This window comes from Chitinophaga sp. HK235 (assembly GCF_018255755.1).
GTDB lineage: Bacteria > Bacteroidota > Bacteroidia > Chitinophagales > Chitinophagaceae > Chitinophaga.
Genome location: NZ_CP073766.1, coordinates 2,087,226 through 2,102,098 on the forward strand (window position 1 = coordinate 2,087,226; position 14,873 = coordinate 2,102,098).

Sequence of the window (14,873 nt, forward strand, 5' to 3'; positions counted from 1 at the left end):
TATGATTGATCAGTAAGAGATATTACCCATGGCCTTCTGCAGGTCTACCTTGCTGGACAATAACTGCAGCAGGGCATTCAGATAACCTGTTTCAGCTGTTATTAAATTGGATTCTGCAGTGATCACGTTCAGATAAGGAACGATGCCTTGTTTGTACTGCAGGTTTACAACAAAATATACCCTTTGGGCCATCTGCAGGTTGTCCTGCATGAGTTGCAGACTATACCGGTAACCTTTGTAGCCTGCCAGCGCAGTGGTATATTCCGTATAGATCAGCGACTTCAGGTCTGTTGTCTGGCTTTCCAGCACCTGTTCCATCAGCCTTGATTTTTTTATGTTCTGCAACCGCGCGAACCCGGTAAACACCGGGATGGTCAATGACACGCCCAGAAAGGAATTGGTATAAGACGTATTAAAAAGTTTGGAAAACGATTTGTTATAAAAATCAGCGTTGTAATTGTAGAATGCGGAAACGACCGGCAGGGCTTCGAGCTGATAAAACCGGGTCACCTGGCGTTGTAAATCCATGGAAGTGGATAGCAGCTGATACTCGATCCGTTTTTCGAACTGCAGTTGTTCAGTAGTGTCGATGTTGATGTTCTGCATCAGTTCTGTGGTATCAAAAACGATATGGAAGTTTTCACGAGGCGGGTATCCCATCAGTTGTTTCAGGGTAGCGTATTGTGGCCGTACATTCTCTACGGCCAGCCGTAGTTGTGCGGTGGAATTATTCAGGGAGATGAAGGCCTGTTTGTAGTCTGTTTCATCTACGATGCCTCCGATGTACTGGTGATAAGCATCCCGGGTGCTTTGTCCGAGTCGTATGGTATCACCTTTGAGCACTTCAATCTGTTCCAGTGTCAGCAGCAGGTTGTAAAAGGCTTTGGTAACGTTTACCACCAGTCCTATTTTGGTACTGTCTGTTACCTGCCTTGTCTGCCGGATGAACAGGGGCGCGCTTTTCACGGCTGTCAGTAGCGTGGGGCTGAATAAGGCCTGCGTAACTGCCAGACCCGTAGCGGAGGAATTGACAACTCCGGTTGTTTGTGCCACAGGAACATTGCCGGTGGAAGCATTGTTAACAAAACTGGTAGGCAGCTTCAGATAGTGGGTGATACTACCATTAACCGCTACCTGCGGATACCAGCCCGCCACGCTGATGGCATTGGAGGCTTTGGTAATATCCATCTTCAGATACGCCTGATGTAGCACCGGCTGGTGTTTCATCGCATATGCTATACAATTGCCCAGTGTAAGATAGCTGCTGCTGTCCTGCACCGTTTGCCCGGAAACCCTTATAGATACGCTGGTCAGAAAGATAATCCATAACAACGGACCTGAACATGTCAGCCTACGACCATACCTGACCGTAGCCCCCGAAATATGGCGATAAAGCAACACCGTATTGCACTTTTGAGTTCAATAAATGTATGAACTATAACACGAAATAATCGTATAGTGTTTGGTGATATCCGGGGTTACAATCATAAAGTTTGTATCATCGCTTTAACAAATAACAGATCAAACTTATTCATCTTACTTACTATGCATAAAGCGGGTATTAACTTTTCAGTTCACTGGGCAGGTACCCAAAATGTTTTTTGAAGGCAGCCGTAAAGTGTTGCGGGTTTTTATATCCCACTGTAAATGAGATATCCGCAATACTGTTTTTTCCTTCCAGCAGCAGCAGTTTAGCTTTCTCCATCCGCACCTGGTTCATATAGCCGAACACGGTATTCCCAAACATCTCCTTAAATCCCTTCTTCAGCTTAAAATCATTGCGGTCCGGTATTATCCGCAGAGCGACCACGCCCGTGCAAGTCTGTCAGCGGCTATCAGCAAAAAGAAATGAGGCTAATCGCTTTGGAGTTCTCTAAATTTAATGCGTTTTTCAACGAAAAGGGTTATGATTATACTACCTTGGGGAATATATAACCCTATAATCATACCCCTATGCGGATTTATACTATCCCTCGTCTTTATTGCCCGTTTACGCAGTACCTGAAAACGTACTCCAGCGAAATCACCCTTGCCGAACATCAGATCCGGGAACATACCAGCGCATGGCTTTTGCGCTGTGGCCTCATGAATACTATGGAAGAGCTGAACCACTATGAAGCACAACAGTTTGCAAGAATGATCGCCATCAGTTATCCCAATCGTGAAGTAGAAGATCTCAAGATCTGGTGTGACTTCAACACCCTGCTTTTTATTGTGGATGATATTCTGGATGAAGAGAAGAACACCCTGGATAAGCGGCAACAGGTGATCAACTTTATTACTGATTTTATTGCGGTGCTGGAAAACAACTCCTCTTCTTCCGTTGAAGACAGTGCTATCTTCAGAGCCCTGATCGATGTCTGGCGGAGAATGCGGAAACGTACCACCTATGCCTTTCAGCAGAAGTTCATACAATCCATCAGAGATATGTTTGCAGGAGGGATATGGGCATATGATCATATTGCCAACGGCCGTAAACCACAGCTGGCGGACTATCTGGAAAACCGGCAGTTTCTGGGTGCCGCCAACTTCGCTACCGATTCATTGCCCTTCAGTGCAGGAGTTTATATTCCGGCAAACATCTACAAGTATCCTCCCATACATCAGTTAACCTTACATTGCCGTAATGCCATCTGCTTATCCAACGACCTTTTTAGCCTTGGAAAAGAAAAGGAGTTTAATGCAGATTTTAATATTGTATCGATTCTGGAAAACACACGCGGGCTAACAGTGAATGAAGCGATCAAAGAAGCCGCAGTCATACACAATGCCATTGTACGCGACTTTGTCAGGATTGCAAAATCTGTATTGATCTTTGATACCGACACCAATAAAATGATAAGAAAATACATTCATGCCTTATGTTGTCTGATGGCGGGCAACATAGTATGGAGTACCGAAAATACAACGCGCTACCCTCATCACTACGGTTACAGAACAAAAGTATATTGAGGGTTGGGTATTGGTTCCGGACAAATCAATCAGGGCCCTGCCAAACAGTTTTTAATTGTCTGGCAGGGCCTTTATAATAGTTTCATCAACTGTGATATACGAAATATTTTTTATCAGGCCATCACACAACCGGGTTCAATACCGCATCCCTGGCGGTCTTCATTGAACTTCATTTTCATAACGCCCACCATGATACCATTGGAACCAGCCTGGCTGAGGTATACTTCATGATTATTGGCATTACGGAACACTTCGGTGGATGAAATAATTTTCTGCTGATGTCCGCCGATTACAAAATCGATATGGGTAGATTCCATGGCTACATCACGGTTGTCGGCGGTATTACCCGGCTGGCGGTATCCCAGATGCGAGAGGCAGATGACGATCTGACAACCTTCTTCCTTTTTAAGACGCATAGCCATTTCGTTGGCTGCCTGTACTGGTGGAAGGCAGGTAACACCGCTGCTGGCGGGCAATGCATGGCCAACGCCGGTGATCCCGATCTTTAACGATCCCGCATATACGATTTTATAAGGAGCTACCTGACGGGCCAGCGACTTATCTGAAAAATGGTAATTACAGTTGACTAAAGTAAACTGCATATGGGGTATCAGCGCCGCCAGGGCAGCCTGTCCGTTGGCCAGTTCCTTGTTGCCGATGGTAGCAGCATGATAGCCGGCTTTGTTCATCGCGGCGATCATATTCATATGTGCATCCAGGTTAGCGGTATCATCCAGGAAGTCACCGGCATCCAGGAATACACCCTGTGTATTTGCCGGGCGCAGATCTGTTATCTGTCCGTGCAGGTCATTGGTATGCCATATCATGATTTCTCTGTTATCACCGGGAAGCCAGGTGGCATTACTGTTGATAGCGGCCAGAGAGCGGAAGGGGTTTTGCAATAACAGCAAACCTGTTGCCAGGGAAGTATTGCGCAGAAAGGAGCGACGATCTTTGTTCATAAGTTACAGGGGAGTGAAGAGTATCGGGGGTAAAGATAATTTTTTTCATGAAATTAATACAAGACTTGATAAAAATATAATACTTTTGCCCAAGTTCATCCCATGTGCGCGTTTACCTACTACTGTCCCATTATATACTAATGAATTAAATAAATAGATGTCGACTCCTTTTATATCAGAGATTTCTATTGTTGCATTTAATTTCGCCCCTAAAGGGTATGCATTATGCAACGGTCAGCTGCTTCCTATCCAGCAGAATCAGGCTTTGTTTTCTTTATTAGGCACCACTTATGGTGGTGATGGCCGCGTCAATTTCGGTTTACCCAATCTGCAGGGCAGAATAGCCATGCACGAGGGGAATGGCCATACACTGGGAGAAGTCTCGGGTAGTGCCTTCAATACGCTCACGCCCAATCAGATAATGGGGCATGCACATGCCATAACAGCTGACATGCAGATACAAACCGGCACTGCTGCTGACAATACCTCTCCTGCCAATGCCTTTGCCGCACCTGCGGCCAGTGGCAACCCTCGGTACAGCAATCTGGCTGATGATCAAATGGCCGCCATACCCGTAGCGCAGCTGCAGGCTGATCCCTCAGTCCCTTTCATGACTGAAAACAACAACACGACAGGCCTGCCCATTGAAAACAGGATGCCATACCTCTGTCTGAATTTTATTATCGCGCTTCAGGGCGTTTTCCCTTCACCAACTTAATTTATCCCTATATGTCAGCAGACGATTCTTTTGTTGCACAAATCATCATGGTGCCGTTTAATTTCGCGCCCAGAGGTTTTGCCATGTGTGAAGGCCAGATAATGCCGATTTCGGCGAATACAGCACTCTTTTCACTGCTGGGAACCACCTACGGTGGCAACGGCCTAAGCAATTTCGCCTTGCCCAATCTTCAGGGAAGAATACCTATTGGTGCGGACCAGGGACCTGGCCTGTCTTACCGGGAGCTGGGTGAACAGGGAGGCGTGGAACAGGTTACTTTAACGGCCAATGAAATTCCTCCACACACGCACCTGGTCAATGAGGTAACACTGTCATTGCCTGCCGGCGATACTGTTAACACCTACAATCCGGTAGGGAGCTATCATGGTACAGCTGCATCAGACAATTTGTATAGTACCACGGCTGGTACTAACGTGACGGCAAAGCTGCAACATAATCTGAGTGCGGCCCCCGGAGGGACGACTCCGGTCAATAATATGCAGCCATATATGACCATTCACTATGCGATCGCATTACAAGGAGTATTTCCTCCCCGCAGCTAACCAATAAAAACACTGACAATGCCTGCTTTTATAGGAGAAATAAGAATATTTGCCGGCAACTTTGCACCGGCAGGATGGGAGTTCTGCTGGGGACAACTCCTCAACATTTCGGATAATGATCCCCTGTTTAATCTGATTGGTACCACTTATGGTGGTGACGGTCAGAACACTTTCGCATTACCGGACCTGCGGGGCCGGGCTCCCCTGCACATGGGCACCCTGGGCAGCGAATCCTATACCATCGGACAGTCCGGAGGACTGGAACAGGTGACGATTACAGCTAACCAGCTTCCAGCCCATAAACATACTATTACAGGCAATGTATACATGCCTACCCTCGGTGAAAATCCTGGTAAACTATTATCTCCTGATAATAACTACACCGCCATTACCAGCGGGCAACAGGTATACAGTACCAACAAACACGCCACCAACCATATGGGCCCCTTAAAGATCGGTCCGCGGGTAGTCAACAACCCTCCGGCAGTTCCCAACACTTTTATGCAGGTAGGATATAGTGGCGGAGGCCAGGCCAAAGAAAATATGCAGCCCTATACCGCTGTTAATTATATCATTTCGCTGTACGGCATCTTTCCATCCATTACCTGATCCCGTAGCAATGAAGATAGGAGCACTTTTACCAAGATCAACCTTTCACCTGTTATTACAGCACGATTTCCTGGCTGGTACGGAGGCTTACCTCCAATACCGGCAAACAGGTGCGGAGCTGATCAGCGGGCAGATAAAATATGGTACCGATGCGAATGTGGTGATGCAGGAAGCAGAACGATTGTTGCTGGAACAGCAGGTAGATATACTGCTGGTATATGCAGACCAGGACTCGCTGAAACAAATTGCCGATCTGGCCAAAGCACTCAACAAACTGATAATACTGGTACATAACGGTGCCAAGTATATGCACGAATGGGAACCACATCCCGCCGTGCTTTCCCATACCCTGAACAATACCGTTCATTGCAGGCTTACCGGTGAATATGCCGCCACAAAGGCTGCCAGTGCTGCTGTCTGCACTTCGTTTTATGATGGGGGATATTCCCACTGTCACGCTATGACACAAACGTATGCCGACAAAGGAGGCAGCGTAGCCTACAATTTTATCAGCCAATATAAAGTCAGCGAGTTTAACAGCGCACCACTACAGGAGTTTCTAAAGAATAACGCCGACGTACAAACGTTGCTGGCATTATTCAACGGGGACCTGGCACATTGTTTCCTGCAACAGTTGCAACACGCCGGCATCAGCCCCCTCCGTATCTTCGGAAGCCCCATGTTACTGGATGAAACAATCCCGTTAACACATGGCCCGCTGCAGTTGCCTTTCCAGCTCTGTGGTTATGTTCCCTGGACACCAGTGATCGATAGTGAGGCCAATACACTGTTTAAAACACAGTTTCGTCAGCATACCGGCCGCGAAGCCGGCATAGCAGCCCTGCATGGCTGGGACACCGGTATCATCCTGGAGCACATCCTGCGCACTGCAGACACACATCGATTCAAAGCCAGAGACATACTGGAAATGATGAAGGAGGTAACACTGGACAGCCCCGGAGGCTCGTTACAGATGGACGCCGCCACCCATCACATGATAGGGCCATCGTGGCTGATACAAATGAACGAACAGTTTGAACCTCAGATCATAGGGAGCATTGATAATACCCTGCATACCTGGCAGGAAATAGTGAGCACGAAACTTCAGGGCGTATCTTCCGGCTGGATCAACACCTATCTCTGCGCCTGATACAGGCCAGAGAAGGGTTTCAAATAAACACAACATCCTGATACAGGATGTAATAATGATATATTCTTATACCAAAGACGTCCGTCTATGAAGTTAACTTTACTCAGGACAGTAATATGCCTACTATTGTTTATTGGTATGGCCCCATTTGCTAATGCGCAGAGCATAAGCCCTGGTGACCTTTTATTTACCGGTATCAATATTTTTGACGATGACAATAACGGCAGCGTACAGAACGATGTTTTTTCGTTTGTGCTTTTACGTGATTGCCCCGCCAACACTAAAATTTATTTTACCGATCTCGGCTGGACCGGGAGCGGTTTTCAGTCGCTCTCCTGCGGTGTCAATACCGGTTCTCAAACAGACGGGGTGATTATGTGGTCTTCTGGCGGCAGCGTTATCAAGGCAGGGCAACAGGTGATCATCTCCTGTAAATTTTCCCCCTCCGCCTCCATCGGCACCATCACAGCGGTAAACCCCACCCAGGCCACCGCAGCGGCACCCGTCGGCTCCAGGGAATACATCAGCCTGGGACTCGCCGGGGATGAGCTGTTCGCCTTTACCGGCAACCTAAGCTCCCCTACCATTATAGCCGGCATCAATGTAAACAGGAAAACCTGGGAACCATCACTGAATGCCTGTGACTTTACCTCCTCCGGTTCCGTTCAGCCCGGGACTACCGCTACACTGGCATTTCCCAGCGTCAACGCGGTGAACGCAAGATATAATTGTAATTCCCTCGCCGGCACTCCCGGCAGATTAAGAACCCTTTTGCAGGACACTACCAACTGGAATAAGGACTATACCCTGGCAGCACCGTCACCAGTACCTTTTGACCTTAAAAAAACAGCCCCCTGCAATCTGACCATCGTCAATCCCAGTGCGGCGGGCATAGTGTATGTCAACAACCAGTCGGCTACTCCCGGTGATGGCAGCAGCTGGAGCGCTCCCCTACCGGAACTACGCGATGCACTCCTCGCAGCGGCTGATCCTCTCAACGGCATCACGCAGATATGGGTGGCCAAAGGTACTTACAAACCCACTGCCGGCACCGATCGCAGCATCTCATTGGTAATACCGTCCAATGTAGCGGTATACGGTGGCTTCGCAGGCAGCGAAACAAACCCTTCACAACGTAATATCCCGAACAATCCTGTTATACTTAGCGGCGACATCGACAATAACGATATACTCACCGGAGGGATCACACTCAACGCTACTGATATCCGGGGCAACAATAGCTACCATGTGATACAAGTCAACAACACAGATGTATCTACTCTTCTTGACGGCGTAATTATCACGGGGGGCAACGCTCAGGGTACTGGTATAGATATATATGGCGGAGGCATGTATACCCTTAATGGCAATATCACGATCAGTAATACACGTTTTAACGGAAATAAGGCCAGTGCGAATGGTGGAGCCATGTATAACAACAGCGTCAGTAATAGTACCGTACAGCTGATAAACTGTGCTTTCTCCGGTAATGCTGCCTCCAGCGGTTCAGGCGGTGGCGCTATTACTGCCAATTACAGTACACTGAAACTCACCAATGTCACCATTGCCGGCAACAATGCGCCTACTGGTTCCGGTCTTTTTCTCATTAAGACCGCAATGAACACCTATAATACTATTATCAGCGGCAATAGCGGCAGCCCGGCAATAGGTTTCGCGGCCGGTAGTTTTACCACCTACCAGTACAGCATAATAGACAACACCTATTATACCAACAACACTCCTTCACAGAGTACTCCAGCCGTACAATTCGTCAACCTGAACGGTGGTGACCTCCGCTTGCAGGTAAGCAACTTTGCTATCAATAAAGGAGATCCCCAAACTAACAATAACGGCTATCCGGTGCAGGCAGGTACTGTGGACCTCGCGGGAGCACCCCGTATCAACAATACCACCATCGACCTCGGTGCCTACGAATACCAGGCGGTAGCACAAACCATTACCTTCCCGGTATTGGCAGCTGTTACCTATGGTGACAGCAACATCGATCCGCTGGCAACGACTTCCGGTGACGGCACCATCACATACACCTCCGATAAAACCACGGTAGCAGATATTATATCCGGTAAAATCAAAACCACTGGCGCAGGCACAGCACAGATCACCGCCAATGCCTCCGCTACCAATGGTTACCTGGCTACAAGCCCGGGTATTACCAGAACCCTGACCGTCAATAAAAAAGCGCTGACCGTTACCGCCAACAACGCAACCAGAGTGTATGGTACCGCCAATCCAACGTTCCTGTTCACCTATACCGGTTTTGTTTACAGTGAGGATGTCTCTGTTGTTCATGGAACAGTAACCGGTTCCACCACAGCTACCCAAAGCAGCCCGGTAGGCACCTACCCCATCACCACAGATGTAAGCGGCGCCAATGCCGACAACTATAGTTTCACTGTTGCCAACGGTACCCTGACCATCACTCAGGCACCGCAAACCATTACCTTCAATGCGCCATCCAGCGTAGTATACGGTAGCGCGCCTATTCAGCTGCCGCTGAATACAAACGCAGGCCTGGCCATTAACTATACAGTGGTTTCCGGCCCCGCTACTGTTAGCGGTAACACCCTCACCATTACCGGTGCAGGCGATGTAACCGTAACAGCCGCACAACCAGGAAATGTCAACTACCTGGCTGCAACATCAGTTACACAAACATTCACCGTCAGCAAAGCCTCCCTTGCGGTGAATGCCCTTAATAAAACAAGAGCCTATAACCAAGCCAATCCTATACTGGATTACAACATCACCGGCTTTGTAAATGGAGAAAACAACAGCGTGGTAAGTGGCAGCGCGGCTATCAGCACAACCGCTGATATCAACAGCAGCCCCGGCTCCTATCCTATTACTATAGGAAATGGTTCGCTGAGCGCTGTCAACTATCAGTTTACCTTTACCAATGCAACCTTAACCATTACCAAGGCAGACCAGACCATCACTTTCCCGGCCATCAGCAACCAAACTTATGGCGTTGCACCCATTACCCTGAATGCTACCAGCGATGCAGGTCTTAGCGTAAGCTACAATGTTAGCGGACCAGCCACTATCAGTGGTAATGTGCTGACGATAACAGGTAGCGGCATGGTAACGGTAACGGCTACACAAAGTGGTGATATCAACTACAATGCCGCCCTTCCGGTTCCCAGAAACTTCTCCGTTGGCAAAGCAATGCTGATGATAAAGCCAGACGATAAAACCAGACCGTATGGACAAAACAATCCGACACTGACCTATAGTTACAGCGGCTTTGTGAATACAGACGATCAAAGTGTTGTGAACGGCATACCAGCGCTTAGCACCACTGCGGGCTTGTACAGCCTGCCGGGCACTTATCCCATCACCGTCACCAACGCAGCCTCTCTGAGTGCGGCCAACTATATGATAGTACCTGCCAGCGGATCATTGTCCGTAACAGTCGCTACGCAGTCGATCAACTTCCCCGCTATCAGCAGCAAAACATATGGTGACGGCACCTTTACCCTGAACGCCACCAGCAACAGTGGTTTACCCATCAGCTATTCAGTCATCGGCGGACCGGCCACCATCAGTGGCAACACCGTAACGATCACCGGCACAGGCACCGTCACCATCAACGCCAATCAGGCGGGTGATGGTAATTACAACCCTGCCCAGCAGGAGACACAAACCTTTACCATCAACAAAGCAGTACTGACCGTTACTGCCAACAATAAAACAAGAGCCTATCAACAGGCCAACCCGGTACTGGACTACGCGATAACTGGTTATGTAAACGGTGAAAACAGCAGTGTGGTAAGCGGTACCGCTGATATCAGCACCAGTGCCAACACCAACAGCGCACCGGGTACCTATCCGATCAGTGTAACAGCCGGCAACCTCAACGCTGCCAACTACAGCTTCAATTTCACCGATGGCACCTTAACCGTAGTAAAAGCTGCACAGACTATCAGCTTCGCAGGCATAACAAATAAAACATACGGAGATGCAGCGTTTACACTCAGCGCCACTTCCGATGCTGGCTTACCCGTTAGTTTTGCAGTTACTTCCGGTCCTGCTACTATCAGTGGCAATACCCTCACCATCACCGGCGTAGGCACTGTAACGGTAACGGCTACACAGAACGGTGACGCTAACTACAATGCAGCCAGCCCTGTCAGCAAGACTTTTACGGTAGCGCCGGCAGCACTCAATGTTAAAGCTGATGACAAACAGCGGATCTATGGCCTCAATAATCCGGCCTTCACCTATACCATTACCGGTTTTGTTTATACCGATGATAACAGCGTAGTAAGCGGAGCACCGGCACTCAGCACCACCGCCAACGCGGGCAGTGCAGCGGGCACCTATCCTATCAACATCACCGCCGGTAACCTGAGCGCCGCCAACTATACCTTTACCCTGACAGGCGGCACGCTCACCATAGGTCCCGCCGATCAGACCATCAGCTTGCCTGCCATCAGCGACAAAACCTATGGCGATGGATCCTTCACGCTCAATGCTACCAGCACCAGTGGTTTACCGGTCAGTTATTCAGTGGCCAGTGGACCGGCCACCATCAGCGGCAACACCGTAACGATTACCGGCGCAGGTACAGTGACCATCAACGCCAATCAGGCAGGTGACGGCAATTACAATCCTGCCCAACAGGTGTCTGCAACCTTTACTGTCAACAAAGCAGTACTGACCGTTACTGCCAACAGTAAAACAAGAGCCTACAACCAGGCCAACCCGGTACTGGACTACGTGATAACAGGTTATGTCAACAGTGAAAACAGCAGCGTGGTAAGTGGTACCGCTGCTATCAGCACCAGTGCTAACGCTACCAGCGCTCCAGGCACCTACCCGATCAGTGTAACAGCCGGCAGCCTCAGTGCTGCCAACTACAGCTTCAGTTTCACCGCTGGCATCTTAACCGTAGTAAAAGCGGCACAAGCTATCAGCTTCGCAGGGATAACAGATAAAACATACGGTGATGCAGCGTTTACACTCAACGCCACTTCCGATGCCGGCTTACCGGTTAGCTTTACAGTTACTTCCGGTCCTGCTACCATCAGTGGTAATACACTCACCATCACCGGCGCAGGTACTGTAACGGTAACGGCTACACAGAACGGTGACGCCAACTACAATGCTGCCAGTCCTGTCAGCAGGACTTTCACGGTAGCACCGGCAGCACTCAACGTTAAAGCTGACGATAAGCAGCGGAACTATGGCCTCAATAATCCGGCACTCACCTATACCATCACCGGTTTTGTTTATACGGATGATAACAGTGTGGTAAGCGGTGCCCCGGCACTCAGCACCACCGCTAATACCGGCAGTGCAGCGGGGACCTATCCTATCAGCATCAGCGCCGGCAACCTGAGCGCCGCCAATTATACCTTTACACTGACAAACGGAACTTTAACAGTAGGACCTACTGATCAAACGATCAGCTTCCCTGCCATCAGTGACAAAACTTATGGTGATGGCTCCTTTACGCTCAGTGCTTCCAGCAGCAGCGGTTTACCGGTAAGTTATGCCGTAGCCAGCGGGCCTGCCACCATCAGTGGCAACACCGTAACGATCACCGGTGCAGGCACAGTGACCATCGTTGCTTACCAGGGAGGCAACAGCAACTATAACGCTGCTCCGCAGGCCGCCCGCACTTTCAACGTAGGCAAAGCCGCACTGACCGTTACCGCCAAAAACGATACCCGTACTTATAACGGCAACGCCTATAGCGGTGGTAACGGTGTAGACTATACGGGATGGATAAACAGCGACAACGCCGCTATGCTACAGGGACAGCTGAGCTACAGTGGCACCTCACAGGGAGCTGTGAATGCCGGTTCTTATGTGATCAGTCCTGCAGGCCTCAGCAGCAGTAACTATTCCATATCCTATGTAAGCGGGACACTCACCATCAACCGTGCTACACAACAGATAAGCTTTACAGCACCCGGCTACAAAAACCAGGGCGATCCTGATTTTACGTTTACTGCAACAGCCAGCTCCGGTTTGCCCATCAGCTTCACCAGTGATAACAATGCGGTCATCAGTATCAACGGCAACACTGCAAGGGTAGGCGATGCCGGCACCGCCATCATCACCGCCACCCAGGCAGGCAATAACAATTACGAACCAGCCCAGGCGGTTATACAGGTCATCAACGTAACAGCTTATAAGCCTCCTGTTATTACTGCCAGCGGCAACACTACCTTCTGTGAAGGTGGAAACGTAACCTTGCAGGCTTCCACAGCCCCGGCTTACGAATGGTACCGTAACAATGTACTGATATCTGGCGCCAACAACAGTTCGCTGTTGGTGAGTCAAAGCGGCAACTACACCGTAAAGGCCATTTATGCGCACACGGCGTTAACCTCCGCGGCCACCACCGTTACCGTCAATCCGATGCCCGACGGTAGTGTACAGGCCAATGGCAATACCACCATCAGCAAAGGCGAAAAAATTGTACTCGTTGCCTCCGGTGGTGATACCTATACCTGGGACCCAACAGCAGGGCTTAACAACCCGGCTATCGCAGCACCGGTAGCAAGGCCGGCCCAGACCACCACCTACCGGGTGACCATTACCAGCGCAGCTGGTTGCAGCGTCACCAAAGAAATCACCATCACGGTAAAAGAAGATTATAAACTGGAAGCGACCAATATCCTCACGCCCAACGGCGATGGCAAAAATGATCTCTGGATCGTCAGAAACATCGATATGTACCCGCAGAATGAAGTGAAAGTATTTGACCGCACCGGCCGGATGGTATACCACCAGCGGGGTTATACCAACAACTGGAACTGCACCGTGAATGGTCAGCCCCTGGCAGAAGGTACTTATTACTATATCATCGACCTGGGCAACAACAAACCACAATTCAAAGGATTTATTACCATCATTCATGAAAATTAAGGAACCGATCATGAAGCAGTTTGCCAGATATATACTGTTGCTGGGCGCATTTGCGCTCAGCAACAGCAGCGCCAGCGCACAAAACGTGGGCAATCCCTCCCAACTTTATGAGCCAATGGCAGCCCAGTACTTTTTAAACCAGTACATGGCCAATGCCGCCATGGCCGGCATAGATACCGGATTGCATGTATATCTCGCCTACCAGCGGCAATCGTCGGATATGCCCGGCGCCCCCCAGGCCAAAGCCCTGACGGCCGACTACAAGCTGTTTAAACGGGTGGGAATAGGGATGAACATCTTCAATGATAAAGCAGGGCTATTAAACAACACCAAGGTAGCTTTTACCTATGCCTATCATCTGCCCCTCAGCGCCAGTGAGCTGAGCATACTACACTTTGGCCTGTCCGGCGCTTTCATCAACAGGCGTCTGGATACCAAATCCATCAATGGTGATATCACAGACCCTAGCATCAATGCGTTTAACCGACGTGACAATTATTTCGAAGCGGATTTTGGTATGGCTTTCACGCGTAAAGGATTAAACCTGCAGACTTCATTACCCAATCTCGTCAGCCTGTTAAAAGATAAGTCCAATGATATTGGTGTCAACCGCTCCCTCTTTTATTCAGCAGCCTCCTATCGATTTGATATCGACGATCAACTGACCTCGATAGAGCCTAAGGTTTGCCTCCGTGGTATAAAAGGGTATGATAATATCATAGATGCAGGCGCCAATTTTGTTTTCTTCGAAGACCTCTTTAACGTTATGGCCATGTACCATTCCACCAAAAGCTTCAGTGCCGGCGCTGGTATCAATTACAAGTCGGTGGCAGGGTTCCAGCTGGTATATAATTCCCAGACCTCCGGGCTGGCCAACTATACCAATGGTACTTTTGAATTGAACCTTGTAGTTCATCTGTTTAAATAGTCTCAGCAACTATTCATAATGAAGGAAGGGCCGCCTGTTGGCCCTTCCTTTTTTTATTTAAAATAGGCATCCCGGCAGATATATCTGATAA

General features: G+C 49.2%; 10 protein-coding genes. 7 read left to right on the forward strand and 3 right to left on the reverse strand.

The features are described from left to right. Window positions 1–9: 9 nt before the first annotated feature. Both KD145_RS06615 and KD145_RS32445 read right to left on the reverse strand, forming a co-directional pair. Window positions 10–1,332, reverse strand: coding sequence for a TolC family protein (locus KD145_RS06615; protein WP_212005120.1), 1,323 nt, complete (start codon window positions 1,330–1,332; stop codon window positions 10–12). Between the two features lie 229 nt (window positions 1,333–1,561). After that, the gene (locus KD145_RS32445) at window positions 1,562–1,810 is read right to left on the reverse strand and encodes a helix-turn-helix transcriptional regulator (protein WP_256441273.1); all 249 of its coding nucleotides are present in this window, start codon (window positions 1,808–1,810) and stop codon (window positions 1,562–1,564) included. A gap of 143 nt (window positions 1,811–1,953) precedes the next feature. Between KD145_RS32445 and KD145_RS06625 the strand changes: the two genes are divergently transcribed. Continuing rightward, complete coding sequence (locus KD145_RS06625; protein ID WP_212005122.1) at window positions 1,954–2,952, forward strand: hypothetical protein; 999 nt, start codon at window positions 1,954–1,956, stop codon at window positions 2,950–2,952. Window positions 2,953–3,065: 113 nt separating this feature from the next. Here KD145_RS06625 and KD145_RS06630 read toward each other — a convergent pair whose 3' ends face one another. Beyond that, complete coding sequence (locus KD145_RS06630; RefSeq protein WP_212005123.1) at window positions 3,066–3,914, reverse strand: metallophosphoesterase; 849 nt, start codon at window positions 3,912–3,914, stop codon at window positions 3,066–3,068. A gap of 157 nt (window positions 3,915–4,071) precedes the next feature. Between KD145_RS06630 and KD145_RS06635 the strand changes: the two genes are divergently transcribed. The 6 genes from KD145_RS06635 (at window position 4,072) to KD145_RS06660 (ending at window position 14,782) form a co-directional block, all read left to right on the forward strand. Next, a complete protein-coding gene (locus KD145_RS06635; RefSeq protein ID WP_212005124.1) occupies window positions 4,072–4,632 on the forward strand; it encodes a phage tail protein in 561 nt (186 codons plus the stop codon). Window positions 4,633–4,643: 11 nt separating this feature from the next. Continuing rightward, the gene (locus KD145_RS06640; RefSeq protein ID WP_212005125.1) at window positions 4,644–5,195 is read left to right on the forward strand and encodes a phage tail protein; all 552 of its coding nucleotides are present in this window, start codon (window positions 4,644–4,646) and stop codon (window positions 5,193–5,195) included. A gap of 18 nt (window positions 5,196–5,213) precedes the next feature. Beyond that, window positions 5,214–5,804: a phage tail protein gene (locus KD145_RS06645; RefSeq protein WP_212005126.1), complete on the forward strand. Its 591-nt coding sequence runs from the start codon at window positions 5,214–5,216 to the stop codon at window positions 5,802–5,804. Between the two features lie 10 nt (window positions 5,805–5,814). Beyond that, window positions 5,815–6,954 (forward strand): ABC transporter substrate-binding protein, encoded by a 1,140-nt coding sequence (locus tag KD145_RS06650; protein WP_212005127.1) that lies wholly within the window; start codon window positions 5,815–5,817, stop codon window positions 6,952–6,954. Window positions 6,955–7,041: 87 nt separating this feature from the next. Continuing rightward, window positions 7,042–13,854, forward strand: a complete 6,813-nt coding sequence (locus KD145_RS06655; RefSeq protein WP_212005128.1) for an MBG domain-containing protein — start codon at window positions 7,042–7,044, stop codon at window positions 13,852–13,854. Continuing rightward, the gene (locus KD145_RS06660; protein WP_212005129.1) at window positions 13,844–14,782 is read left to right on the forward strand and encodes a PorP/SprF family type IX secretion system membrane protein; all 939 of its coding nucleotides are present in this window, start codon (window positions 13,844–13,846) and stop codon (window positions 14,780–14,782) included. The genes KD145_RS06655 and KD145_RS06660 overlap by 11 nt, the downstream gene beginning before the upstream one ends. Window positions 14,783–14,873: the final 91 nt, after the last annotated feature.

What these genes read in the sequence shown, in the direction of transcription:
- KD145_RS06625 (WP_212005122.1), top strand. Translation starts at nt 1,954, where the DNA reads ATGCGGATTTATACTATCCCTCGTCTTTATTGCCCGTTTACGCAGTAC.
- KD145_RS06630 (WP_212005123.1), bottom strand. Translation starts at nt 3,914, where the DNA reads ATGAACAAAGATCGTCGCTCCTTTCTGCGCAATACTTCCCTGGCAACA.
- KD145_RS06635 (WP_212005124.1), top strand. Translation starts at nt 4,072, where the DNA reads ATGTCGACTCCTTTTATATCAGAGATTTCTATTGTTGCATTTAATTTC.
- KD145_RS06640 (WP_212005125.1), top strand. Translation starts at nt 4,644, where the DNA reads ATGTCAGCAGACGATTCTTTTGTTGCACAAATCATCATGGTGCCGTTT.
- KD145_RS06645 (WP_212005126.1), top strand. Translation starts at nt 5,214, where the DNA reads ATGCCTGCTTTTATAGGAGAAATAAGAATATTTGCCGGCAACTTTGCA.
- KD145_RS06650 (WP_212005127.1), top strand. Translation starts at nt 5,815, where the DNA reads ATGAAGATAGGAGCACTTTTACCAAGATCAACCTTTCACCTGTTATTA.
- KD145_RS06655 (WP_212005128.1), top strand. Translation starts at nt 7,042, where the DNA reads ATGAAGTTAACTTTACTCAGGACAGTAATATGCCTACTATTGTTTATT.
- KD145_RS06660 (WP_212005129.1), top strand. Translation starts at nt 13,844, where the DNA reads ATGAAAATTAAGGAACCGATCATGAAGCAGTTTGCCAGATATATACTG.